Below are 26,392 nucleotides of genomic sequence, written 5' to 3'. Positions count from 1 at the left end.
CCTTTCGAATCTTTAGTTAGCACTCTTGTCCTCGTCTTGATTGGACGTATCAGTTGCATCTTGAATGGCTCCAGAAGCTTCGTTTGAAGTTCCATGTTTGCTATGAGCACTTTGACCATCTACAACATACTTGGTTACGATATTTTGGAACAATCCTTCAGGGAAGGCAGAATAATAAGCAACATTGCTTTTTCCTGGTTCAGCCAGTGCACTGTAACCTTCTGTGGTCAATTCCTGAGAATTCTGTTTCACATCAGCTACCCATTTGTCAAAATCTTCGTCCGATGTAGCATTCACATCAAAACGCATTTCTCCAAAATGTTCACCTGTGAAGTTAGCACCGGAACCCCAGTACTTACCTTCATGATCTGCCTGCAGGTACAAGGTCATCGCCATACCCGACATCGTATAAATTTGTCCTCCAAGTTGCGGAATCCAGAACGAGTTCATTGGTGAATCCGCAGTGAGTTCAAATTTCACGGGCCGATCTGCCGGAATATTCAACGTGTTGACCGTTGCAATCCCTTGCTCAGGATACATAAACAGCCATTTCCAATCCAGTGAAGACACTTGAATGGTAATCGGTGCTTTCTCAGAAGCCAGTGGCTTCGAAGGCTCCAGATCATACGTGTAACGAACCGTAACAATCGCAAGCAGTCCAATAATAATAATTGGAACCGTCCACCAGATTGCCTCAGCCTTCGTACTATGAGACCAGTTAGGCTCATAAGCAGCTTTGTTATCCGGCTTGTCGCGGTAACGCCATACGATTACGGCAGACAAAATGAGTACTGGCACAATGATGACAGCACACAAAATTGTCGAGATGACAATCAAATCTCTCTGCGAAGCGCCAATTGGTCCCTTCGGATCCAGAACAACGTACTGCCCGCCTGCCAGCATTGGCCAGACAATCAATGCAATTGTAACCAACGTCAGGACAACCGGAATGATGATCCGGGTTAGCGACCTAGGTTTCTTGTTCATTTTGATCCCCTCTCCTTAAATTCGCTCATACTGAAAAAACAGTATACTACTCTCTTCCTACTAAAGATATCAGAAATGAACAACTTTTTTGTTCTTGTTAACAAATTTGTCGATTTTACACCTTAAATGTGTGAATTTTTTCTCACAAATCGCTTGCATGGTTGATATTTACTTATTTTCATCTTTACACATCAAGTCACAAAATAAAACCCTTTGCAGTTCCGTTGAACAGTGTCAACGAATCCGCAAAGGGCTTTATTGACTGGATTCCGGGTACTTATCCAGTCTTATTATGAACGAATACACGCAGGATTATAATCAATCGGCGCCTTCGTCTTCCCGGCGTGTATGAACAAGGCCAATCGCTTTGGCAATAACGTAAATAAACACACTACCTACAAGGAATCCAATACCGACCATCAAGCCAAGATTACGATCGTTAAATTCATTCAGATTAATCAGACACATGATCACTCCCGTAATGAGTGCGACCCATGCCAGGACTGTCATCGTCAAGACGGCGCGCCGCATATTTTTGTCTTTGCGCTCCAATTGGCTAACCATTGCTGTCTTCGATGCCATAGTAAACACTTCCTTTTCCCTTTTTGTAAGTGCTTTCCTTATATCAATATACCACATCAGTATGATTTTTAGTCAACAAATGTTCAAATTTCCTTCGCAATTTGGACACTTTATTTTAATTTTACCTGTTGACAATTCATTATTACTTTCTTCCTTACTTCTTATAACCCAAAAACAGTCTCTTCATAACAGAAAACACACTTGACCTTATGAAACCTTTATGAACTACTCATTTTCATCTGTGGAAAAACAAAAAAAGACGGGCATTGGAATACTCCAAAGCTACCGTCTTTCTCATTATTCCTTAAACCCTGCCATTGTGTCTATTGGGGATTATGTTCGTTCCGTGTCTCCAACCAGTTATTCTTGATGACATTCTGATACCAGTAGTAGCTCTCCTTCGGCGTTCTCACCAGTGAACGATAATCCATATGAACGAGACCGAATCGCATACGGTAGCCTTCTGCCCATTCGAAATTATCCATCAGTGACCACGCCATGTATCCTTTAAGGTTAATGCCATCATTAATGATGCGGTGAATTTGAGCCAAATGCTGTTCATAATAGGCAATCCGGCGATCATCATTAATTTTGCCATTCTCCAGATCATCATTAATGCAGGCACCATTCTCCGTGATGTATACGTCCACATTTCCATATTTCTGCAAGTAATGCATGAATTCATACAAACCGCGCGATTCCACCGGCCAGCCGATATCCGTCTTGGTCAAGCCCATATCGACTTCTTCCGATTGAAGAGCACCTGCATCTGGATTGAAGCGATTGATCCCCATCGTGTAGTAGTTAATGCCCAGCAGGTCGATCGGTTGTGAGATGATCTCCATGTCACCTTCTTGAATAGGTACGGTAGCACCCGCTTCTGCAAACCAATCCACCATAAACTGCGGATATGAACCTTTGTAGATCGGATCAAGGAACCAATCGGTATTGAGCGCAATTGATCGGTCACACGCAGCCTGATCTTCAGGAGATTTGCTGTACGGCTCAGCCCAGCATACGTTCGGAGCAATACCGATCTGTCCGGTTGTCCCCAAGCGACGGAAGGATTGTACGGCTTTACCGTGAGCAACCAGCAGACCATGAGCAACATTAATTGATGTTTGCAGGTCTTTGTTTCCTGGCGCATGGATACCAAGAAGGTTCGACAGGAACGCGATACACCATGGTTCGTTGAATGTCAGCCAAAAGTTGATTTTGCCTGAGAATTCTTTGAAGATGACTTCGGCATATTTCACAAAAGCATCTACAGTTCTCCGGTTCCCCCAACCCCCGTCATCCTCCAGCGTTTGTGGAAGATCCCAGTGATACAGTGTGAGAAACGGCTCGATGCCAGCCTCCAGCAATGCATCCACGAAGCGGTGGTAGAAGTCCAGACCTTCTTGATTGATCTCACCATCTCCGTCAGGAATAATACGCGGCCAGGCAATGGAGAATCGGTACGTATTAATTCCGAGTTTCTTCATCAATTCGATATCTTCCTCATATCGGTGGTAACTGTCACACGCGACATCACCATTGTCTCCGTTATATACTTTGCCAGGCGTGCGCGCAAACGTATCCCAGATGGATACCCCACGTCCACCCTCCTGAGCCGCTCCTTCTATTTGATAGGAAGCTGTGGCTGTCCCCCAGCGAAAATCTTGCGGAAATTTAAAAATCGTCATGGTTTACTCCTCCGTCTCATGATGACACGCGGATCGTCTGTCCTGCGGTCATGGTTAAAATAACTACATAATCGCCCTGAGGCGTAAGTTCTGCCTTGGCTTGTTCGTGCCCTTCCACTCGTAGCGGATAAGCACTGCGAATGGTCAGCGAGTCATTTCGGTCTGCCTGAATGATTGCTGACGCGAGCTTGTTGTCCGCCCACGTTATGCTCACCGTGTAACCACCTCTTGCACGAAGCCCTTCAACATGGCCTTGAGACCATAGGTCAGGCAATGCCGGCAGTAAATGTAACTCGTTCAAGTGGCTCTGCAATAACATCTCGGCTATTCCAGCCGTACCTCCAAAGTTTCCATCGATCTGGAACGGTGGATGGTCGTCAAACAGATTCGGATGCGTGGATCGGGCCAGCAATGTGCGAACAAACTGATGTGCCTGGTTCTTATCCAGCAGTCGTGCATACAGATTGATCAACCATGCACAGCTCCATCCTGTATGCCCGCCACCTTGTGAGATACGACGTTCAAGCGACACTCGTGCTGCTTCCACAAGTTCCGGTGTATGCACGCGATTAATCTGCTCGCCCGGATACAGTCCGTACAGATGGGAGACGTGACGATGTCCTGGTTCAGATTCAGCAAAATCCTTAAACCACTCCAGCAATTGTCCTTCGCTTCCAATACGGAATGGATAGAGTTTGTCCAGAGCCTCCCCCCACTCGCTCACCAATGACTCATCTAGATTCAATTGCTTCGCAGCCTCAATACAGCGGCTGAACAATTCACGAATTAACGTCATATCCATCGTTGAAGCCATGGATATACTGCGCGCCTCTCCGTCTTCTGTTAGGAACTTGTTCTCTGGTGAAGTGGATGGAATCGTGACCAGATAACCGTCAGGTCCTTCCACTAGCCAGTCGAGACAGAACAAGGCAGCCTCTTTCATGATGGGATACGCACGTTCCTCAAGAAAACGTTGATCCCCGGTAAATTGGTAATGCTCCCATAGATGAGAGGTCAGCCACATGCCGCCCATCGGCCAGAATGCCCAGCTCGCGTCTCCGCCAGTAGGCGTGGTGGTTCTCCAGATATCCACGTTATGATGCGCAGTCCATCCACGTGCTCCGTAGAGAATCCGCGCTGTTCTGCGCCCTGTATCACTGAGATCTGTCAGCATATCAAACAGCGGCTCATGACATTCACTGAGATTGCAGACTTCTGCCGGCCAGTAATTCATCTCGGTGTTGATGTTGATTGTGTAGTCACTGTGCCACGGCGGCTCCACCTGGTGGTTCCAGATTCCCTGCAGATTGGCAGGCTGACTTCCCGGACGTGAACTAGCCATTAACAGATATCTTCCATATTGAAAATAAAGTGCCTCTAGCCCAGAGTCTTGTTCACCTGCTTGATAGGCTTGCAGTCTCTCATCTGTAGGTAAATTTGCGTTAGCCGATACACCTAGATCAATAGAGACTCTGTTAAACAACGCGCTATGATCTTGAACATGTCGGTCACGAAGCGCTTCCGCGCCATGTGTGATCGCTTTGGAGATCATATCCTTGCATTCCTCTTCCAATACAAGATGACCCTTCACAGGCAACACATCATAACTTTCAAAAGACGTAGCTGCTGCAAGATAGAAAACAACCTGATCAGCACCCTGAATATGTAGCTTTCCTTCCAGATTGGAGATCTTCACCTGCTCGCCTGATGCCGTAGCTGCTACACGGACAGCATATGCCGTTCCCCGATCTTCCTCATAGATAACGGATTCCGGGTGATCTCTGAAGTAATTGGATTCCACATGACTGGGGCACCGACTAAACATGGTGAGTACATCTCCCGAAGTCTGAACCTGATAAGGGTGTGGACTGTCTAGAGAAACACTTACGTTCACAGCGCCCTTCCGGTCAGCAGTCAATATGCAGACCATCACATCATCCACAGCACTGGAATACACTTCACGCACATATCGAGTTCCTTCCCATGAATAAGCCGTGGTTGCAATACCTGATTTCAGATCAAGCTCACGCTCAAATGCATCATACGAAAGATCATCCAGACCTTCATGATGCAATAGAAAGTGACCCATCGGCTGGTAGGCCTCTACATCACGACCGAGCATTTCACGGTTTAACAAATCCTCAGCTTCACCATACTGTCCGGACATGATCAACTCACGCGTCTGTTTCAAATACCGTTGGCTGCTGTATTGAATCGTATCCCGTGGAAATCCTGACCATAGCGTATCTTCATTGAGCTGAATTCGTTCATCTGCTACGCCACCGTACACCATGCCTCCAAGACGGCCGTTCCCGATGGGGAGCGCTTCTTCCCAGCGTTTTGCCGGTTGTCGATACCATAAACGATTGATTTTGGTTTGATTATTATGTTGGGACATGATTAGCTCCTGTTCCTAAATAAACTGTAAAACTCTCGTTAGCATAAAACGTTTTCGGTAAGTGCTTACAATAAGAAAATTATATGTGATTTCAAAATTTGCGTCAATGTAAATCATCATATCATCCACAAAAAAAGGCCCTTTACAGGGCCTCTCCTTGTGCAACCATGGATTGCAGACAATTCATATTATTTTACGTCTTTTCCTGTCCACAGGGAGACACGTTCCTTAACCCAAACCGTAAATTGTTGCTCCATTTCAACGGCACCAGCTTTGTCCAAATCAGCAAGTAGAGCATCATATGTTGCATCAAAGTTTGCTGGTGTAGTCAGAACAGCTTCCGGAATCCGTTTACGGATGATATCCTGCGTTTTCTGGAATGTTACCTCATAGTCTGTACCGGAAGGTACTGACATGTTATATGCTGCGCCCCAATCCTTAACTGGCAGATCTTCTTCAGCCGGATAGAACTCTTTCCAGGTCGTGATACCGTAAGCTTTCAGTGTTTCTTTCTCGGCAGCTGTGTAACCAGCTACAATCTGCTCTGGGAAGTTCGTTGTGTAGTAGTTATCCGTTGAATCTTTTACACCATCACCGTATCTTGCGCTAAATACGTTGTACATCCCAATTCCTGTTTCCTTACTGAAATTGGAGTTGTCATTCGTTTTGCGGTCCTGAACGTCTTCTGGAATCACTCGTTTACCATCTTCTACGTTGTAATGTTCACCTTCGATACCCCAGTTTCTCAGAACTTGTCCTTCATCGGAAGCGAGCCAATCCATGAATTTGATGATACGCACCGGATCTTTGGCAGAAGTTGTGATCCCGATGCCATAACCGTCAAATCCGGCTGGTTGGAACGTGTGATCCACAATTTCGTCGTTCAGTGATACAGAGAAGTGAGCGTATGTGGCATCATCCTTGCCCGATGATTTGAGCGCGTTCTCCGCTTCTTGATAATTCCACTCTTGGTCAATCAGACCGAGCACACGGCCACTGGCAATTTTGGACTTGTATTGGTCATCCTTTTGAACAAATGCATCTTTGTCCAGCAGGCCTTCATTGTACATTTTGTTCAACCAGCGGAAATATTCTCTTTCCTCTGGACGTTTGTAGTGCAGTTTTGCTTCATACGTTTCAGGGTCAATGTAATATTCACCATCATCCGGTGCACCTGTTGCCTGGAAAGCCGGATTCGTTACCGTGATCATGATCTTCCAGTCATCTGCATTTAATGTCAATGGAATGGTTGGTTGACCATCAATCGTTGGATGTTTTTCATAATAGGCTCTGAGTACGTTCTCGTAATCCTCAAGTGTCTTCACTTCAGGGTACCCAAGCTCTTTCAATACTCTTTGCTGAATTTCGAATCCACCTGTAGCGTCAAACGTAACATTATCGACACCCATATTGGTTGGAATGGTATATATCGCTTGATCTTCGAGACTGTATTTCAAACGGTTCATCTGTTCTCCATAGATTTTTTTCAAATTGGGAGCATGCTCCTCAATCAAATCCGTGAGATCCAGCATCGCGCCTGCATCCACAAGTTTAGATAAGTTACCTTTAGGGTAGATCATATCAGGAAAGTCACCACTGGCAGCCATAAGCGCAATCTTCTGGTTACCACCATCGTTTACATCATACTCAGCTTCAATTGTAACGCCTGTTTGCTCCGTGATCTTTTTACCAACAGCATCTTGCATCTTGTTCCAGGTCGGACTAGCATCCGCTCCGAAGAACGTAACTGTAATTGGTTCGGTTCCGCTGGACTCTGTAGTCTCTTTGGTTCCCGAATTCCCACAGCCAGCTGTAACCAACATTGCACTTGCGAGCATCAACATTGCAAACGTCTTGGGTGTATTGCCTTTCATTTTGCCTCTCATTGTCTAGTTCCCCCTATTATTTATGAAGGTTTTATCTGTATAACAGGCTTTTGCCTGAGGATACCACTTTTTTGAATGCGCTTTCGATAAAATCTTTTCTTGCCTGCTGCAAAGCTAGCATTTCAATCGGTTTAAGCGAGAAATAATTCTCTTAACAATCATAAAACGTTTTCGTAATATCTATAAAACGCTTACTGAAAGTGCTTACATGATAGATTATACTGCTATCACCACCTTACGTCAACAACAAAAAAAGCCCTTTTTGAAGGGCTTTTTTTGCAATGAAAATCAATGGCTTTTATGCCTTGTTTTCAATTTTATTTCACATCTTTTCCAGTCCACAGGGAGACACGTTCTTTCACCCAAACCGTGTATTGTTTCTCCATTTCTACTGCACCTGCTTTATCAAGTTCAGCCAGGAGACTGTCATACACGCTGTCAAAGTTCTCCGGTTTGGCAAGGATAGCTTCCGGGATCCGTTTACGGATGATATCCTGTGTTTTCTGGTACGTTACGTTGTAGTCTGTGTCAGAAGGTACAGGCATATTATACGCTGCGCCCCAATCTTTCAATTTCAATTCGTCTTCGGATGGATAGAAATCTTTCCATGTTGTGATACCGTATGCTTTCAACGTTTCCTTCTCAGCTGCTGTGTAGCTTGCTTGGATCTGCTCCGGGAAGTTCGTTGTATAGTAGTTGTCTGTAGAATCTTTTACACCATCACCGTATCTTGCGCTGAAAATATTGTACAATCCAACTCCTGTTTCTTTGGTGAAATTGGAGTTGTCATTGGTTTTGCGTTCCTGAACATCGTCAGGAATCACACGTTTTCCATTTTCTACATTGTAGTGTTCGCCTTCAATACCCCAGTTTCTCAACACTTGGCCTTCATCGGAAGCGAGCCAATCCATGAATTTGATAATCCGTACCGGATCTTTGGCCGAAGTTGTAATCCCGATGCCATATCCGTCAAATCCTGTTGGCTGGAATGTGTGATCCACAATGTCCTTGTTCAGGGACACAGAGAAGTGAGCATATGTGGCTTCGTCCTTGCCTGCTGCTTTGAGAGCGTTCTCAGCTTCGCCATAATTCCAGTCCTGGTCGATCAGACCTAGTACACGGCCACTGGCGATTTTGGATTTGTATTGATCATCCTTTTGAACAAAAGTATCTTTGTCGAGCAGGCCTTCATTGTACATTTTGTTCAACCAGCGGAAGTATTCTTTCTCCTCTGGACGTTTGTAGTGAAGCATAGCTTCATACGTTTCAGGGTTAATGTAATATTCACCATCATCCGGTGCGCCTGTTGCCTGGAAGGCCGGGTTCGTTACGGTGATCATGATCTTCCAGTCATCTGCATTCAATGTCAGTGGAATGGTTGGTTGCCCATCAATCGTTGGATGCTTTTCATAATACGTTCTAAGAACGTTTTCGTAATCCTCAAGTGTTTTCACTTCAGGGTATCCCAGCTCTTTCAACACTCTTTGCTGAATTTCGAATCCACCACCAGCATCAAAAGCGACGTTATCTACACCCATGTTGGTTGGAATAGCATAGATCGCCTGATCTTCCAAACTGTATTTCAGACGATTCATCTGATCGCCATATATCTTTTTCAGGTTAGGTGCATGTTCCTCAATCAGGTCAGTCAGGTCCAGCATTGCGCCTGCATCCACCAGCTTCGACAAGTTACCTTTAGGAAAGATAATATCAGGGTAATCACCACTGGCAGCCATCAAAGGAATCTTTTGGTCGCCACCATTGTTCACATCGTACTCTGCTTCAATTGTAACACCTGTTTTTTTGGTAATCTCTTGGCCCACTGCATCTTTCATGTTGTTCCAGCTTGGACTTGCATCTGCACCAAAGAATGTAAAGGTTACCGGGGTGGTCGTATCTTCAGAATCAACCGGCTTTTCTGAAGCGTTAGTTCCTCCTCCACTGCATCCTGCGGTAATTGCAAGTGCACTGGCTAACAGAAGCATTGCGAATGTTTTTGGTGTTTTGCCCTTCATGTGTAATCCCCCTTATGGATATAATGAAGCTGTATATTTGTATAACAGGCTGACCTGCACATACCGTGTCCAGATGAAGATAATGTAATTTTCTTGTTCCTCTAACATTTAAAGCGCTTCCTACAAAGCAGTGAATGGATCTCCACACACCTTAATTCACTCGTCACCCTCTGGAATTCCCCTAGAATAAATAAGGGAGATGTATGTTGTTTTTCTCTGATGTACGAGCTAATGTAAGTGCTTTCATAATTGAATAATAATCGCTCCTACACCCCTTGTCAATAGTGAATATATAAAATATAAAACGTTTTTTAGAAAACGTTTTAGGCATAAAAAAGAACCCGGTTCTCCGGGTTCTTTCTCGGTTTAATCAGTTCAATCGATAACTTATTTAGCTTCTTCGCCGCTCCACAATTGAACACGGTTTTGGACAAGCTCAGTGTATTGTTTCTCCATGTCCTCTGCTCCTGCATTGTTCACTTCATCAATCATGCCGTCATAGATGGCATCGAACTGCTCAGGAGTACTCAGAATGGCTTCTGGGATACGTTTACGAATGATATCCTGTGTTTTCTTGAAGATAACATTGTAGTTAGAGTCACCTGGTGTTGGCAGATTGTATGCTGCTCCCCATGGTTTGATCGGGAAATCTTCTTCACTCGGGAACAAGTCTTTCCAGGTAGTAGCACCGTACGCTTTGAGTGTTTCTTTCTCTGCATCGGAATATGCTGCCACAATCTGTTCAGGGAAGTTCGTAGTATAGTAGTTATCCGTTGAATCTTTCACACCATCTCCATAGTGACCAGACATATTGGTGTACAGTCCAATACCCGTTTCTTTCTGGAATACGGCTGCATTATTGGTTTTCTGGTCCTGAATGTCGGCAGGAATCACACGTTTGCCGTCCTTCACTTCGTACTGTTTGCCCTCAATTCCCCAGTTCATCAGCACTTGCCCTTCTTCAGAAGCCAGGTAATCGAAGAATTTGATCGTACGGACCGGATCAGGATTGGTCGTTGTAATCCCCACACCCCAACCGGATACAAATCCCGGGTCCTGGAAGGAATGATCCATAATGTCTTCGGACAAGGTTACCGGGAAGTGTGAATACGTTGCTTCAGCCTTGCCTGCTGATTTCAGTGCGTTCGTCGCATCGGAATAGCCCCAATTTTGGTCAATGACACCAAGAACACGTCCACTTGCAATTTTGGATTTGTATTGGTCTGTTTTTTGGATGAAGCTGTCCTGATCCAGCAATCCAGTGTTATACATATGGTTCAACCAGCGGAAGTACTCTTTTTCCTCTGGACGTTTGTAATGCAGACTTGCTTCATACGTCTCTGGATCGATGTAATATTCACCGTCATCCGGAGCACCTGTTGCCTGGAAGGCAGGGTTCGTTACCGTAATCATGATTCTCCAATCATCCGCGTCCAGTGTTAACGGGATTGTTGGCTGACCATCAATCGTTGGGTGCTTCTCTTTGTACGCCTTCAATACATTCTCGTAATCCTGAAGTGTACGCACTTCAGGGTATCCGAGTTCTTTCAGTACACGGTGCTGAATCCCAAATCCACCACCTGCATCAAAGTACTTTTGGTCTACCGCATAATACGTCGGCAGCACATAAATAGCCTGATCCTCATTACTGTATTTCAACCGGTCCATGTAATTACCATACAGCTTCTTCAGATTGGGAGCATGTTGTTCGATCAGATCCGTCAGATCGAGCATTGCTCCGGCATCCACCAGTTTGCTAAGCTCTCCTTTGGGTGACACGATATCCGGATAGTCCCCGCTCGCCGCCATTAAGGATATTTTATCTTGACCACCACTAACGGCAAATTCACCGTTAAGGGTTATCCCTGTTTTTTCTGTAAGGACTTTACCTACTTCATCTTTCATGCCATTCCAGTTCGGACTGGGGTCAACACTGAAGAAATCAAAAGTAAGTGGAGTTGTCTCTGCGCTTGTATCCTTGAACGACGTATCACCGCCGCTTCCTCCACCGCAACCTGCGAGTAAAGACATTGCAAGCACTGGTGCCAGTGCAATCTTCATTTTGGAACTTGCCATAATGGTAATCCTCCCTGTTTCATATGTCTGTCTTATCCGGGACTTTTTTGTCCCTGTCTATAGCTTCATGAATACCACACCGCAGCCCTATACGGTGAAGCGCAGACCAAATGGCTGCGCTTCGGGTATCCTGATGCTTCATTTGTAGATGTACGGCCGCTCTATGTGGCAGCCTGTACCCACTTGTTTAACCTTTTACTGCGCCCAGTGTCATACCGCCAACAAAGTACTTCTGAAGGAATGGATATACAATGAGGATTGGAACCGTTACAAGGATCGTAATCGCCATTTTGATCGATTCCGGTGAAATCTGTGTCATTTGCTGCGCCATATCATTGGCATTTCGTCCAGCACCTGAGCCTTGCTGCGTACTTTGCAATACTTTCATCAGCTCATATTGTAGCGTGGTCAGATGTGCCTTTGAACCATTATACAGGTACGTATCGAACCACGCATTCCATTGACCCACAGCCAGGAACAATGCGATGGTAGCAAGCACTGGTTTACACAGTGGCAAGATGATTCTGTAATAGATTGTAAAGTCATTCGCTCCGTCCAGCTTCGCGGATTCCTGCAATGAGTATGGCAGGCCATCAATGAATGAACGGATGATGAACACGTTAAATGCACTGATCATGCCAGGCAATACATATACCCAGAATGTACCGATCAGGTTCAAGTCACGCATCAGAATGTACACCGGAATCAGACCACCGGAGAAATACATCGTGAGCGCGAGCGTTGTGGAAACAAATTTTCTAAGTCCAAAGTCAGGTCTGCTCAGTGTAAAGGCGATCATGGATGAACTGATCAATCCGAGCACAGTACCTACAAGTGTACGCAGAATGGAGATCTGCAAACCTTGTAGCAATCCATCATATTGAAAAATCGTTTTGTAGTTCTGTAATGTGAATTCGCGAGGCCACAAGTAAATTCCGCCACGTACTGTATCTGTCGAGTTATTGAGTGAGATGGCTAGTACGTTAAGGAATGGATAAAGTGTTACAACCAGCACCATGGTCATCGCGAGGATGTTGAATATATCGAACAGTTTATCGCCCCGAGTAGCATTGAATGCTTTGTTCGCCATAATGTCGTCCCCTCCCTACATGATGCTTTCTTTAGTGAATTTTTTGAACAAGCCGTTCGCAGTAAACAGAAGGATGATACTGACAACGGAGTTGAATATACCTATGGCTGTACCATACGAGAATCGTCCCATATTCAAACCATAATTGAGCGCGTATAGATCAAGTACTTCCGAGTAGTCTGTGACCAGACTGTTGCCAAGCAAGAACTGCTTCTCGAAACCGATACTGATAAGATGTCCAATTGACATGATGAAAAGTACGGAAATCGTGGTCCGTATGCCAGGCAGCGTGATGTGCCACATTTGTCTCCAGCGGTTGGCTCCATCTACACGGGAAGCTTCATACAGCTCATTGTCGATACCTGTAATCGCCGCCAGATAGATGATGGCATTCCAACCGGTTTCCTTCCACATATCTGAAGCGGTTACAATGTACCAGAACAAGTTCCCCTTGGCCATGAACTGGATCGGCTGATCAATAATGTTCAGTCCTACCAATAGATCATTGATAATCCCGCCATCGGTGGAGAGCATCTTGGTAATAATCCCTGCCACAACGACCCAGGATACAAAGTGAGGCAGATATGATACCGTTTGCACGGCACGCTTGAAGAACATGCCTCTCATTTCATTCAGGAGAATGGCGAAGAATATCGGCACGATAAAACCGACAACCAGTCCCATCAAGCTCATTGCGAGCGTATTTCGAAGTACCAGATAGAAACGATCATCACTGAACAGCTCTACAAAGTGTTTAAAGCCAACCCACTCTTGATCACCAAATGATCTGGCAGGTTTATAGTTTTGGAAAGCCATCGTCCATCCCCATAGTGGCAGATAGTTAAATACGAAAACCCAAGCTACGAATGGCAATGACATGAGATAGAGATATTTCTGCTGCTTCATTCTGTCCCAAATTCCGTTCCGCCGATTTTTTAAAGGCGGTTTGGGGTCACTGCTTCTGTTCGCGGAAGCGGATTTTTTTGTTAGCGTTTCCATCTCCGTTCCCCCTCCTCTGTTTTATAAAATAATCATACTCGATAGAGCGTTTTCAAAATACCATCTGGATTTTAGAGAAAATCATATAAAAATTAGATATAGGCATATATAATCAGACACTATTTAGTTAAAATCAGTGATAAATTCTACTTTTAAATACAACAAAAGTAATATTAAGGTAAAATGAATCTGATATGGTAAATTTCGAAAACGTTTTATAGAAATCGTTTACTTCAACCTGATGGCATACAAAAAGGACCCTTTCGGGTCCCTATAATTACAATGTGAATTGAATCGTTTGCAGTTTAACGATCCCGAGCAATTGCGCAACAGAAATGGAGGTTGCCGGACAGAATTGATCTCCATGCAGATACGCAAGTATCTCCTGAAATAAGCAGGCGGCTTCCGGACGCTTCATTAACGCCAGGTTGGTGAACGGGATGGAGGATACCAAAATCCTGCCCTTCCCTACTTTTGCCTCAAAAGCATAAGCGAGCCGTTTGGCCCGATGGAAATGATCGATCACTTCAATCAGTGGTTTCACCCCGTGCAGAGTATCCATACATATCGCTGGGGTGCCGTTCACCAGGTGATACCAATGCCAGTCGGAAGCTCCATCATGCGGGAAGGAGCCCAACAGTGGTGTCTGATCGTTCAAATACATGCCCATCGTTGCACCAGGCTGTGTAGCGAACATCAGGTAATTCCAGAATACAGGCAGGTACTTGGTCTCCACCGAATCATATAGCCCTTCTGCGGTTGGCTGTAACCAAACACTTCCCCCGTTGACCACATAATCAACGACATTGGGTGTTAGCGACTGAACGATAACCAAGTCAATCTTCCGATCTTTCAACAACTGAAATCCATCAATATGATCCACAGCATCATGTTGTGCTTCCCCGAGGAATGACTGCAGCTCTGCCACGGTATTCCAGATTCGTTTTGATTGCGAATGAGTCCGATAAAATGGGAAGGACCAGCCATGCCACATATTGACTGCGATCCTCTCCGAATCGCCTGATCGCAGTTCCGCTTCGATTCGAAAAGCTGCTGCCCCTTCACAAGGTGCGTTAGCGATGAGGCATCCCAGTGACATTACAGACCCACATTGGATATCTCCGGTTTTCCAGTCCCCTTTATTAAGTATCACATCATCGCTAATCAACTTCCACTGTATGGATGCATCCTTAAGCGGCTCTTTACCATAGTGAGATATGCGTACATCCACTTGGATAGGTTCTCCAGCGTAAAATGTACGCTCCTTGCAACTTAACAATAGAACCACATCTGCGTTGAATCGCTTGAATTCTTCAGGTGTTGTAATGCCTTTGTCGTCCCAGAATACGTCCAAAATTCCCGTCGTAGCATGTCCCTGGCCCGGAAAGTCGCGGATATCCAGCAACTGCACGCCCGCAGCATCTGGCGTTCGCCGAATCCGCTCCATAGCTTCTTTTAGGGACCGCACCAGATGTGTACCGCTGGCCTGTTGAAAATGCTCCAGATCCGCCATCATTCCTTTGTGTGTCAACGACTCTTCAACGGGTTGTAACCAGGTAGGACGCAGAACGCCCGTATACTTGGCTCGTTCCTGAGGCCGCACATACATGGTGTATTGTCCATGTTCGTGCCCAATGACGGGATGCTCCGCAAGTCGGGTAACTGCATGATAGTCCAGCGTGGTATCCGGCACAGCGGAGTATGCGGATTCCAGCGGGGGATGCCAGTTCAACGACTGGATATAATAATCACCTTCCCGCCCTTGCGCTGGAAGCTGTCCAAATCCTGTATTGTCCGTATATAACCGGGTTGGGTCGATATCCCTTGCCCTTGATACCCATGCATTAAGTTCAGGATGGCCATTCGGACCAATAAGCTCATTCCCCATGGAGAACATGACGAATGAAGGATGTCTGTGAAGCGACTGGAGCAACCCGTCCAGTTCTTGTGTCAGATAGGACAACACTTCAGCCGGCGCAGACTGATGCGGTGGCTCAAAGAATCGAGACCAATGTGGAAGTTCTGCCTGTACCAGCATGCCCTCTTCATCAGCAGCTTCCCAGAATGGCTCTGGTGCACTCCACCCATGCAGACGAACATGGTTGAATCCGTACGATCTGGCGACTCGAAACTGCTGAATATAATGTTCCTTGTCCCAGACGGGATAACCTGTAAGGGGGAAGATACAGCAATCGACGTACCCGCGCAGATACACTGGTGTGCCATTCAATACAAGCTGCTTCCCGTTTGTTGCAAAGGAACGTACACCTAATGATTGCTCCAGCCGATCCAGTTCCTGTTCACCGTCATGGAGGTGGATCACTACTTTGTAAAGTTCCGGGGATTCATCCGTCCATAATACAACAGGCTTCTCTTTCCCAAGGTCCAATCGCCACTGATCTATTACAGCGTTGATTTCAGTTGTACCTTCTGAGCTTATATCAGCATTCGGAGGAGCACTTAGTTTGACATTACAACTGTATCGATCAAGCCATGTGCCATCCGGATGCTGGATATCCACATGCAATTGCATACCTCTATCCATCTCATTAGCGGGAGCGCTTACAGTACAATGAACCAGAATGGTTCCATTTTCAGCATCTGGTTGAATACGTAACGTCTGTATGCGGCATGGAGGCAGACGGTCCAGATAGACACCACCCGTGATTCCCCCCCAGGCTGTGGCCGTGTGTAAAGAATGAATATGGCTACCAGCCAGCGGAAGTTTCATCGTATTATCCACGCGAATCTCCATCCGATTCACTTCTCCCTGCTTCACCAGAGAGGTAACATCCCACTTCTGCTGATTCACCAGACTATCCTGCTGCCCAGCGTATTGTCCATTGATCCAGAGATTCGTTGTCCAGCGGACCCCTTTCAATCTGAATATATACTGGCAATCAGGATCGTCTGTTGGAACCAGAACATCCTGAGCATACCAAGCTGAGCCTTCATACTCACGCACCTTGGTCCAGGTATCGAGCCTTCCGTATTCAGGCTCATCTCCATATCCTTGCTCTTCCCATGAACCGGGAATCTGAACGGTTCCCCATGAGGTGTCTTTACGCTGTGAAGGCGGTAATATCTTTTGTTGAACAAGTTCATCGGACTCCAGATCCAAACAAAACTGCCATGTTCCATTTAAGTTTAATGTATGACGTACAGTGCCTATATCAGACAAATTCATATGTTATAGTCATCCCTTCGTCTGGATTCTTGTAAATCCAGTCTAAGGTATGAGACACTCCGTGACCATTGCTTATCATGGGAAGTGCATGGACAATATGATGAATCTGGAAATATCCAGTGATCCCGAAAACGTTTTATTCAATAAGCATGGGCAAAGCCCGGCATTTCATACTTATTCTTCGTTCATATCAGGGGCAGATTCTTTGGACAGGGACTGGGTTCTGGCTTGTTTGTACGCGGAAGGGGATTCTCCTACATATTTCTTGAACTTACCGTGGAAATAGTCCACGTTCGCATATCCCACTCTGGCTGCAACCTGATGGACCTTGAGACCTTCATCCAGCAATTCCTTGGCCTTTTCCATACGAACCTTGTCCAGAAATACATTAAAGTACTCCCCTGTGTGATTCTTGAACAACTTGCCCAGATAACTACTGTTATAGTTGAATACTTCAGCAAGTACCTCCAGCTTGAGGTTTTCACCAGGATTACGCTGGATAAATTCAATCATCTGTTTCAGTACAGTATCCTTGCTGCCTCCACCCATACGTTGAATAAGTCGATTCAAATGTTCGGCTGCCATCACTTTGAGATCAGACAGCGTGAATTGATGATAGACTTCGTTAATCAGAACCGAGTGTTCCTGCATGATGGAGTGCATATGTTGATTCGTCGCTGCGAGCTTGTTGATCGCGAGAGAAAACACCTGTGAGAACGCCGTCTTGATGGCTTGCTCTGTCCGATGATAGGGAACCAGACGCTCTTCCATCTCACCCAGCACCCGCATGACCGACTCACTACTGCGGATGTCCAGCGCATAATACAACTTGTCCGCAAGTTCCTCCTCATCCGGTTCATGTGCTCCTTCCACAGCTTCAACTCCTGGGCCAATAACGCCTCCACCTTCGCTACCTTCATTCCATAGAATGATACGTTGCTCCGCAAACAAGAAGCGTTCCCCAAGTGTACGATTCGCCTGTGTGTAAGACCGTGCAATCTCAGCAGTGGACTGTACAGGTTCCCCTGCAGCCCCATACATGTGAATATCCCATTCTCCCAGCAGTCCCTCCAGCTCAACATACAGATTCCTTGCAGACGACTCGGATGTGATCACTTCCTTGCTTAACAGACCCAGCCCGGAATGAAATGAAAATATGATGCCTCGATCCTTCTGATCAAACGCTTCAATCAGTTTGCGTTTCATGACACTTCCCCGCTGCAAATCTGGCGCCGCATGCATCTCAAGCAGCACGATCTGATAGTGAGGCCAGTGCAGACCCAGGCTGTCTTCTTCCATACTGCCTGCACCCTCCAGACTGTCAAAAAGTAAAGCCTCGATCTGATGTTCCCTATAGACGGTATCTTCACCCGCATGACGCGCCATCGTCTCCCGTTCACGGGTCAGTATCGCAGCAATACGCTCCAGCTCACCAATAATCTCTTCTTCATCCACAGGTTTGAGCAGATAACCATCCACACCAAAACTGATGGCTTTCTTGGCATAATCAAAATCTGCATAACCGCTCAATATCAAAAAGTGCGAACCTGGATGGTTCACGCGCACTTTTTCAATAACATCCAGCCCGGTCATACCAGGCATCCGAATATCTATAATGGTCAGGTCAGGCTCCAGTTCCTCAAAACGAGTGATGGCCTCACGCCCGCTGGCCGCTGTACCGATGACTTGAAATCCATATTTCTCCCACTCGATAATGGTTGTCAGTCCCTCACGTATGCTCGGTTCATCATCCACCAAAAATACTTTATACATGTTGGTCCCCTCCTGCTGGCAAAGTGAAAGAAACCTCTGTTCCTTCCCCATATACACTCGTAATCTGCAATCCATATGGCTCCCCATATGTCAGTGTTAAACGTTGATGTACATTGCGCATACCGATCCGGCTCTTCTCCTGTTCCTCCGGTCCACAGATGAACTGCATCACCTCAGCCAGTCGTTCCGGCGTTATGCCCGCACCATCATCTTCTACACGTATCTGCACAATGTTCTGTACTAAACGAATACTGATATGAACGCGGACCGTACCCTCTTTGTTCTCCAGACCATGGACAATCGCATTCTCAACCAAAGGTTGAATAATGAGCGGGGGAATGTACATCTTCTCCACCTCGGGATCAATGTCGATCTGGAAAGCAAGTCGGTCGCCGTACCGAAATTTCTGAATTTCCAAATAGGAACGTACCATTTCAAGTTCAGCCCGGAAGGTCGTTTTTCCACTGCCAATCTCCAGACTTTTGCGCATTAGCTTGCCCAGCAGCCTGACGATGTTGGCAATCTCTGCTTCTCCTTTGATATGAGCTTTCATACGAATGGACTCCAGTGCATTAAACAAGAAATGTGGATTGATCTGACTCGCCATCATTTTCAGTTTAATTTCTTTCTGGGCGATTTCCAATTGATTGTTCTGTTCCGTTGCCTCTACCACCTGAGTCATGAGTTCATTGATACTTTTCACCATGTAGTTGAACTGTCGTGACAGTTGTCCAATCTCATCGTTGCCATCAATTCGGGAAGTCACGTTCAGGTCTCCTAATGCAAGCTTGTTGAGATGTTTACTCAGCCGCAGCAATCGATTCGAAGTGAGGAACGAGATAATATATACGAATAATAGGGCGATGACCAGCACCAGTATAATAAAAATCATGCCGATCAAGCTGACGGTATTGGCGTCTTTGACTATATTTTTGGTGGCAAAAACCGAAATCACCTTCAGGCTGTTCATACTCGATCCAGGGCCCAGCTCATCAATCACAATATTAGATGGTTCCCCCCGGAAATCACCCTCTATGGTGCCTTTCGCCTGATTCTGCAGATCGACACCAAAATCAAGCTCATCCAGCGTTTTACCCACGAGCTCGGTATTCTTGGCTGCAACCACATAGCCCTGCTCGTCCGTAATCATCGTCTCGAACTGTTCTTGACGCAACAATCCATTCAGCTCATCCTGATTGATTACAATCATCAGTACACCCTCGGTCCGATATTCGGCAAAAGGTACTTTGCGCACCAAACTGAGCTTGTGTACAGGATTGTCCTCCTTATCCGGAATGTAGAACCACCCAATGCTGGTCGTTTTCAATGCCTGTTGGTACCAGTAGCTCTCTTCCGTCTTCTTGTCCACCGGGATGAATTCGAGGTTGTTGATCAAGGTCGGGTTGGTAGAGTAAAAGCGAATACCGGCTATCTCACGGTACAAACGCCTATACTCCTGAAAATCTTTGTATGCAAGATAAGCCGAGGTTAGCTCCACAACGCTCTCGTACCGTTTGTTCACGATCTCCTTGAGGTCCGCGTTAAACATTAAAAGGTTGGATATATCGGTTGGCACACGCAGCATGGTCGCCGTCTGGCTCTTGATCCTGTCCACATTAATGATGGTCTGCCCAATCGCATTATCCAGGGCTTGCTGGCGAAAATAACTGGTCACAGCAAGACCGACGATCAAGACCGGGATCATGACAACCAGTACATAGGAAATGAGCAATTTATGCTTTAATTTGAGATTATTGGTGGTTCGGATCAGCCTTTTAAACATGTCTGCACCTTCCGTCTTCTGTATAAGCGCTTACATATAAAGAGCAGGATCAGGATGTCCTGTCCTTTTAATTTATCATACCACATAACCGCCAGATTTCGGATGGTCATTGAAATGGGTGTATATTTCCAGGCTTCAAGCCAGCCTACCTCTAGCAGAAGAGGCCGCCATTAACGTGGCGACCGGGCTTACCGAATTATTTTTGCTGACAGAAGTTTAGTGACTCCTAGATGGGCGGAATCCATATCCTTTGGCACGCCATGCAATAATCAGAGCTACCAGTGATAAAACCAAGATGGCCCATGTAAAGGACGAAGCTCCCCCTTGATTCAGAAGAACACCTCCCACCATTCCCCCAAGGGCAATAGCCAGATTCCAAACGGTTGTATTAATCGGCATTACGAGATCCACACCCTGTTCGCCAGTAGCTTGAGCAAGGGCAGTCTGTAACAGGGTAGCCGCACCGCCAAATGTCAGACCCCACAGCGCAACCGAACCGAAGACCACAACAACGTGCTCACTCCAAAGACCTAATACAAGGGAAATCAAAGCAAAGCCTGCAAGACTCATGAGAACCAGCATACGCAACCACCGATCAATGAATATACCTGTAACCCAGATGCCCACCAATGCCATCAGACCAAATACAAGTAAAATGAGTCCAACCTTGGATTCCAATCCGACATCGGCGAGAAAAGGAGCAATATACGTGTATAAAATATTATGAGCCAACATCCAGGCCAAAACGACAGTCAAAATGGGAATGACACCGGGGGTGAACAATACTTGCCTGACAGAGATGCGTTTATCAGCTGACTGTCCCGGATAGCCGGGTACTTTCCAGAGCACCCAGAAAATCAGTATAAAGGCCAGCAACGACATTAGCCAGAACACTGAGCGCCAGCCCATAAATGAACCCAGCAACGTACCTGCCGGAACACCGAATGATAAGGCAATCGGCGTTCCAATCATAGCCACAGCCATTCCCCTTCCCTTTAGATGATCAGGTACCATGCGTAATGCATAACCACCAATCAGGCCCCAAGAAACACCTGCTGCAACACCGGCCATAAAGCGGGCGAATAGTGTCAGCACATAGTTTAACGAAAGGGCAGTAATGGTGTTGAAGACAAGAAAACCGATAATGGACAGAAGTAAAAGCGGGCGCCGCCGCCACCCCTTAGTCAGCACCGCCACAGGTATGGCAGCAACCAAAGACCCAACAGCATAAAAGGTGACAAGCTGCCCCGCCCCTGCCTCTGAGACCTGCAGCCCTTCTTTAATTTGCGGCAGTAACCCCGCAGGAAGTGTTTCGGTCATAATGGCTATGAAACCCGCCATAGCCAGGGCCAGCAACCCCAACCACGGAAAACGATGAGAAGATATATCCGACATCTGTGCAGCTCCTTTTAAGGTAGTATGGAACAAGTAATCCAATTATGGATCGATCATTCCTTATATTATTCAGACTGTCTAACCTTGTCAATGACTTTTGGATCGATTAGTATATAATTATGAAAACAAGGGGGAATCTCTTATGGCAAGAACGGGACGTCCGCGCATTTTCGATCGGGATGAAGCCTTATTACAGGCGATGATGCTCTTTTGGGAGCAAGGATTCGAGGCCACTTCATTACTTCAGCTTCGAGCAGCCATGGGGGATATTTCAGCAGCCAGCTTCTATGCAGCCTTTGAATCCAAAGAAGCGCTGTATAAGGAAGTGATAGAACGATATATGGGCACGTTTGGACGTGTGACAGAAAGTTTCTCGGATCTCACCCTGTCACCAAGAGAAGCCATTGAAACAACATTAAGAAGTACCGCAAAAATGCAAACAGACAGCTCGCATCCATCTGGCTGTTTAATTGTGCTGTCAGCCAGCACATGTTCTTCCAAAAACAATCATATCCGTGACATTGCCGCTGAGAAAAGAAAGTTGACTCGCAACCGCCTGCAGGATTGCATCCAGCGAGCTGTGGATATCGGTGAGATTCCTGCTGCCACGAATGTAGCCATGCTGACCACCGTATTTGATACCTTTATGCAAGGCATATCTACACAAGCCCGGGACGGTGTTCCTTTTGCAACGATCGATCAGGCTATCACGGAATTCATGGGCATCTGGAACATTGTTCAACATTCAGCCTGACTTTATCTACGAACTGTTGATGGGTTAGAAAAGCCAAAAAAGGCACTCCCACGATTGGAAGTGCCTTCTCAGTTTAAGATCTATGCATATGCTGTTAAGGACGAGGTGTGTCTACACCATTCAGGATCAGTTTCGGATGAATATCGGCGCTCAGCGAAGCGGAGACTGCACAATATTTTTCCTCAGCCATCTGGATGGCTTTCCAGATTCGATAATCCGGGATATCACCATCTACTTTGAAGATCAGATCAATGGATGTGAAGCCTTTGGGCATCTCTTCGCTGCGTGTGCCTTGCGCTTCAATCTCAATCGATTCAATTTTGCCCAGGAAAGCGTCCAGAATCATTGTAATATCGATTCCCATACAGCCGCCTAAACCCGCCAGTAACAATTCCATCGGGGTAGCTCCCTTGCTGTCACCACCATAAGCAGCAGTAGCATCCATGCCAACGGCGTAGCCAGAGGGTCCTTCCGAAGTAAACGCGCGTTTGCCTTTCCATACGGTTGTTACATTCATGATGTTATCCTTCTTTCTTCTTCGTAGGTTTCGTTAGAATTCAGTAATCTGTTGCAAGAAACGACGAGTGCGTTCTTGCTTCGGATACTCAAAGAAAGCCTGTGGACTTGCCTCTTCCACAATCGATCCGTCCGCCATAAAGACGATTTTGTTCGCCACATTACGGGCAAACTTCAATTCATGTGTCACGACCAGCATCGTCATGCCTTCCTCTGCCAGCTCCTTCATAACGGAAAGTACCTCTCCGACCAATTCAGGGTCAAGGGCTGAAGTTGGCTCATCAAACAGCATCACTTCCGGTTCCATCGCGAGTGCCCGTGCAATGGCGACCCGCTGCTGTTGTCCACCAGACAATCGGGATGGATACGCATCCTGCTTGTCCGACAAGCCCACCCGATCCAGCAGAATCCGGCCGCGTTCGGCTGCTTCGTCACGTTTAATTTTTTTCACCGTAACGAGACCTTCCATTACATTGCCCAGCACCGTCTTGTGCGGATACAGATTGAACTGCTGGAATACCATTCCGGTCTGGCGACGAATCTCCAATACCCGGGCACGCTGGACACGCAGCGAATCAGTACTGTTTACCACAACACCGTTCACTTCAATCTGTCCACCGGACAGCTCTTCCAGTCCATTCAGGCAGCGCAGCAAGGTACTCTTGCCGGAACCACTTGGGCCAAGTAATACAACAATATCTTTGGCATCGACATGCAGATCGATGTTCGTAAGTACTTCATTTTTCTGAAAACGTTTGGTAAGTCCAGTCGTTGTAATCATCGCTTCTCTCCTCCCATCAGTAGGCCCGAGCCAGCCGGCGCTCCACTTGTTCCAGAATGGCCGAGAAGCCGATACTCATGATCCAGTAGATCACACCGATGGCCAGATAAAACGGCATGTTCAATGCATATTGTGATACCAGCAGTTGTGCTGACCGTAATAACTCGGTAACACCAATCGCCGCCACAAGTGATGTTTCCTTCAACATGCCAATAAACGTGTTACCCATTGGCGGGATGGCAATGCGCACAGCCTGCGGGAAGATAATCCGTCTCATCGCTTGAGCGGGGGTCATTCCCGTTGCATATGCAGCTTCCGTCTGTCCTTTTGGTACAGCCTGAATGGCTCCACGGAACGTCTCCGACAGAAACGCACCTGCATTCAGACTGAGTCCCAGACATGCAGCCGTGAGCGATCCCAAGGTCACTCCATAATCAACCAATCCGTAATAGATAACGAATAATTGCACCAGCAGCGGCGTTCCCCGCATGATGGATACATAGAATCTTGCGATCAACCTAAGCCACATCGGTCCCTTCAGACGAGCAATCGCAACGAGCACCCCGATGATGAACGCAAAAAACATGGAGATCACAGTTACATACAGCGTATAGTAAGCCCCCTTCAGAAAGAAGGGGATATTTTCAAATACCAGTTCCATGGGTCAAATCTTCCCTTCGCCTTGCAGGTTCATTATTGCGCAGGCTCTTCACCAAACCATTTTTTGAAAATGGTATTGTACGTGCCATCATCCTTCATGCCTTTGAGGGCATCATTCAGTGCAGCAACAAGTTCCGGATTGTCTTTACGAACAGCAATACCTGCCTGATCACTCTTAATCGGTTCACCTACAGCTTTGATATTTAATCCGTTGGCATCCACAATCGGTTTCAGCGCGTACATGTTGTTAATTGTTGCGTCAATTCGCCCAGCATTCAGATCTTTGAGTGAAGAGATCACATCATCATAGGTTTTAATCGTGAAGTCTCCTACTTTCGGCAACACTTCATTACGCAGATATGATTCATCATTCGTACCGAGACCTACGCCAATCGTTTTACCCTTGAAGTCTTCCAGATTGGTAATATCGTTATTGTCTTCTTTTACAATAATTTTAACTTGGTTCGTAATATACGGATCACTGAAATCCAGTACTTTCTTACGATCATCGGTAATGGTCATCTGGCTGATGATGGCATCCAGCTTTTTAGCTTGCAGACTAGGTGTCAGACCGGAGAACTCCTGGGATACAAATTCAACCTCTACACCCAGACGTTTGGCAACCTCACGTGCGATATCGGCATCGTAGCCATCCATTTCTTTCTTATCATTCAGGAAGTTGTACGGTGCGTATGTGCCCATCATGCCCACTTTAATGACGCCAGCAGACTTGATCTGCTCCAGTTCATTACTTGCCTGTGCACCGTTCGTGCCTCCATTGTCTGTTGCCTTACTTCCACAAGCGCTAAGTACGAGCATCGTCATCAGCAGAATCGCTGTCAAAGACCAGCCTTTACGAGTTTTCGATCCATATGTTTTGTTCATTACGTTAACTTCCTCTCATTCGTGTATTTCATTTCATGGTGTACATTGGGTTACTTCGTTGTCCATTAAACCGCAGTTGTACCCATTATTCCCTGCTCTTTGCTTAATCATGTGAATCTTATCTACCCAGGAGTCCATAAAACTCAAAGCTTGCTGCCTCGGCTGCCAGGGATGAAGCTGTCATGGTTGAGAACTTGCTGTGCAACTCATCAGAGCCGAATAACCAGCGGGATATCATACCTTCAATCATGCTCACCAGCAATGCTGCTCGAAGTGGCACATTCATGTCCTGAGGTAACATGCCGAGTTCAATGGCTCGATCCATATTGTGGCGGAACGCAGTCTCGACGGCATTACGTGTCTCCTCGACCAGACGTTGTACGGATTCTTCAGATACGATGCCTCTGAGCAACAGTTCCATAAAATAACGATTCTGCGCAGCAAATGAGAACATATCGGTGAACAACCTTTCCGATGCTTTCACCATATCCCCTACCGATCCGGCATCCTTGCGGTAGCCTTGCCCAATCGCCTCAAGTAACTTCTCCTTGCCCGTTAATACAATCTCCGAAGCAATGGCTTCTTTACTCTTGAAGTGCCAGTAGAACGTTCCTTGCGCAACACCAGCTTCACGGACGATATCGGAAATTTTCGTCTGATGGTAACCTTGGGTGGCAAACCGTTCCATCGCTATGCGTATGATCTGGTCCCGGCGTTCCTCTCCGGGTTCCAAACCGTTAATTTTGGTCATTCATGTAACCCTCCCGATTGATCAGTCAGTCAGTTAAGTTATATCCTATGGGATAACTAGGTTTTTGTCAATATAGTTTTAAACAAATGGTTACAAGCATAAGTTGAAGTTGAGTGCATTTGTGATCATAATAGGTGATAGTCTTGTTCAGATGAACAAGCATTGTCAAGCAGGACAGCCTGGACTGTC

Annotated in this window: 19 protein-coding genes; 1 reads left to right on the top strand and 18 read right to left on the bottom strand. The window is 46.2% G+C overall.

Translation table 11 applies throughout. The features are described 5' to 3' along the window. Window positions 1–12 precede the first annotated feature (12 nt). From cyoA to AC4G47_RS03585, 13 genes are all read right to left on the bottom strand, one after another. Entirely contained in the window at window positions 13–987 is a 975-nt protein-coding gene (gene cyoA, locus AC4G47_RS03645) for a ubiquinol oxidase subunit II (RefSeq protein WP_491104811.1), read from the bottom strand. 318 nt (window positions 988–1,305) lie between these two features. After that, a complete protein-coding gene (locus tag AC4G47_RS03640) occupies window positions 1,306–1,569 on the bottom strand; it encodes a hypothetical protein (RefSeq protein ID WP_036606904.1) in 264 nt (87 codons plus the stop codon). 323 nt (window positions 1,570–1,892) lie between these two features. After that, window positions 1,893–3,254 (bottom strand): GH1 family beta-glucosidase, encoded by a 1,362-nt coding sequence (locus tag AC4G47_RS03635; RefSeq protein WP_491104810.1) that lies wholly within the window; start codon window positions 3,252–3,254, stop codon window positions 1,893–1,895. Between the two features lie 16 nt (window positions 3,255–3,270). Next, window positions 3,271–5,652: a glycoside hydrolase family 95 protein gene (locus AC4G47_RS03630; protein ID WP_491104809.1), complete on the bottom strand. Its 2,382-nt coding sequence runs from the start codon at window positions 5,650–5,652 to the stop codon at window positions 3,271–3,273. Window positions 5,653–5,840: 188 nt separating this feature from the next. Further along, the gene (locus tag AC4G47_RS03625) at window positions 5,841–7,538 is read right to left on the bottom strand and encodes an ABC transporter substrate-binding protein (protein ID WP_491104808.1); all 1,698 of its coding nucleotides are present in this window, start codon (window positions 7,536–7,538) and stop codon (window positions 5,841–5,843) included. Between the two features lie 317 nt (window positions 7,539–7,855). Continuing rightward, a complete protein-coding gene (locus AC4G47_RS03620) occupies window positions 7,856–9,553 on the bottom strand; it encodes an ABC transporter substrate-binding protein (RefSeq protein WP_491104806.1) in 1,698 nt (565 codons plus the stop codon). A gap of 387 nt (window positions 9,554–9,940) precedes the next feature. After that, entirely contained in the window at window positions 9,941–11,629 is a 1,689-nt protein-coding gene (locus AC4G47_RS03615) for an ABC transporter substrate-binding protein (RefSeq protein ID WP_491104804.1), read from the bottom strand. A gap of 187 nt (window positions 11,630–11,816) precedes the next feature. Beyond that, complete coding sequence (locus AC4G47_RS03610; RefSeq protein WP_491104803.1) at window positions 11,817–12,719, bottom strand: carbohydrate ABC transporter permease; 903 nt, start codon at window positions 12,717–12,719, stop codon at window positions 11,817–11,819. Window positions 12,720–12,734: 15 nt separating this feature from the next. Next, entirely contained in the window at window positions 12,735–13,718 is a 984-nt protein-coding gene (locus AC4G47_RS03605) for an ABC transporter permease (protein WP_036606891.1), read from the bottom strand. A gap of 277 nt (window positions 13,719–13,995) precedes the next feature. Further along, window positions 13,996–16,905 carry a glycoside hydrolase family 2 protein gene (locus tag AC4G47_RS03600; RefSeq protein ID WP_491104801.1) on the bottom strand — a complete coding sequence of 970 codons (2,910 nt, stop codon included), beginning with the start codon at window positions 16,903–16,905 and terminating at the stop codon, window positions 13,996–13,998. 174 nt (window positions 16,906–17,079) lie between these two features. Continuing rightward, window positions 17,080–18,678: a response regulator gene (locus AC4G47_RS03595; protein ID WP_491104799.1), complete on the bottom strand. Its 1,599-nt coding sequence runs from the start codon at window positions 18,676–18,678 to the stop codon at window positions 17,080–17,082. Further along, a complete protein-coding gene (locus tag AC4G47_RS03590; protein WP_491104798.1) occupies window positions 18,671–20,461 on the bottom strand; it encodes a sensor histidine kinase in 1,791 nt (596 codons plus the stop codon). Before AC4G47_RS03590 ends, AC4G47_RS03595 begins: the two co-directional genes overlap by 8 nt. 216 nt (window positions 20,462–20,677) lie before the next feature. Further along, a complete protein-coding gene (locus AC4G47_RS03585) occupies window positions 20,678–21,856 on the bottom strand; it encodes an MFS transporter (RefSeq protein WP_491104797.1) in 1,179 nt (392 codons plus the stop codon). Window positions 21,857–21,998: 142 nt separating this feature from the next. Here AC4G47_RS03585 and AC4G47_RS03580 point away from each other — a divergent pair, with 142 nt between their 5' ends. Then, on the top strand, window positions 21,999–22,610 hold the full coding sequence (locus AC4G47_RS03580) for a TetR/AcrR family transcriptional regulator (RefSeq protein WP_491104796.1): 612 nt from the start codon (window positions 21,999–22,001) through the stop codon (window positions 22,608–22,610). A gap of 94 nt (window positions 22,611–22,704) precedes the next feature. Here the strand turns inward: AC4G47_RS03580 and AC4G47_RS03575 are convergent, their stop codons facing one another. The 5 genes from AC4G47_RS03575 to AC4G47_RS03555 all read right to left on the bottom strand — a co-directional run bounded on the left by AC4G47_RS03575 (window position 22,705) and on the right by AC4G47_RS03555 (window position 26,203). Next, window positions 22,705–23,127: an OsmC family protein gene (locus tag AC4G47_RS03575; RefSeq protein WP_491104794.1), complete on the bottom strand. Its 423-nt coding sequence runs from the start codon at window positions 23,125–23,127 to the stop codon at window positions 22,705–22,707. Between the two features lie 33 nt (window positions 23,128–23,160). After that, on the bottom strand, window positions 23,161–23,907 hold the full coding sequence (locus tag AC4G47_RS03570) for an amino acid ABC transporter ATP-binding protein (protein ID WP_491104793.1): 747 nt from the start codon (window positions 23,905–23,907) through the stop codon (window positions 23,161–23,163). A gap of 16 nt (window positions 23,908–23,923) precedes the next feature. After that, complete coding sequence (locus tag AC4G47_RS03565; protein WP_017692207.1) at window positions 23,924–24,568, bottom strand: amino acid ABC transporter permease; 645 nt, start codon at window positions 24,566–24,568, stop codon at window positions 23,924–23,926. Between the two features lie 32 nt (window positions 24,569–24,600). Next, on the bottom strand, window positions 24,601–25,452 hold the full coding sequence (locus AC4G47_RS03560) for a substrate-binding periplasmic protein (RefSeq protein WP_491104791.1): 852 nt from the start codon (window positions 25,450–25,452) through the stop codon (window positions 24,601–24,603). Between the two features lie 118 nt (window positions 25,453–25,570). After that, window positions 25,571–26,203 carry a TetR/AcrR family transcriptional regulator gene (locus AC4G47_RS03555; RefSeq protein WP_491104790.1) on the bottom strand — a complete coding sequence of 211 codons (633 nt, stop codon included), beginning with the start codon at window positions 26,201–26,203 and terminating at the stop codon, window positions 25,571–25,573. Between the last annotated feature and the right edge of the window lie 189 nt (window positions 26,204–26,392).

The organism is Paenibacillus sp. Negev47 (assembly GCF_058313655.1).
This window is presented reverse-complemented; position numbering and strand designations above follow the sequence as displayed.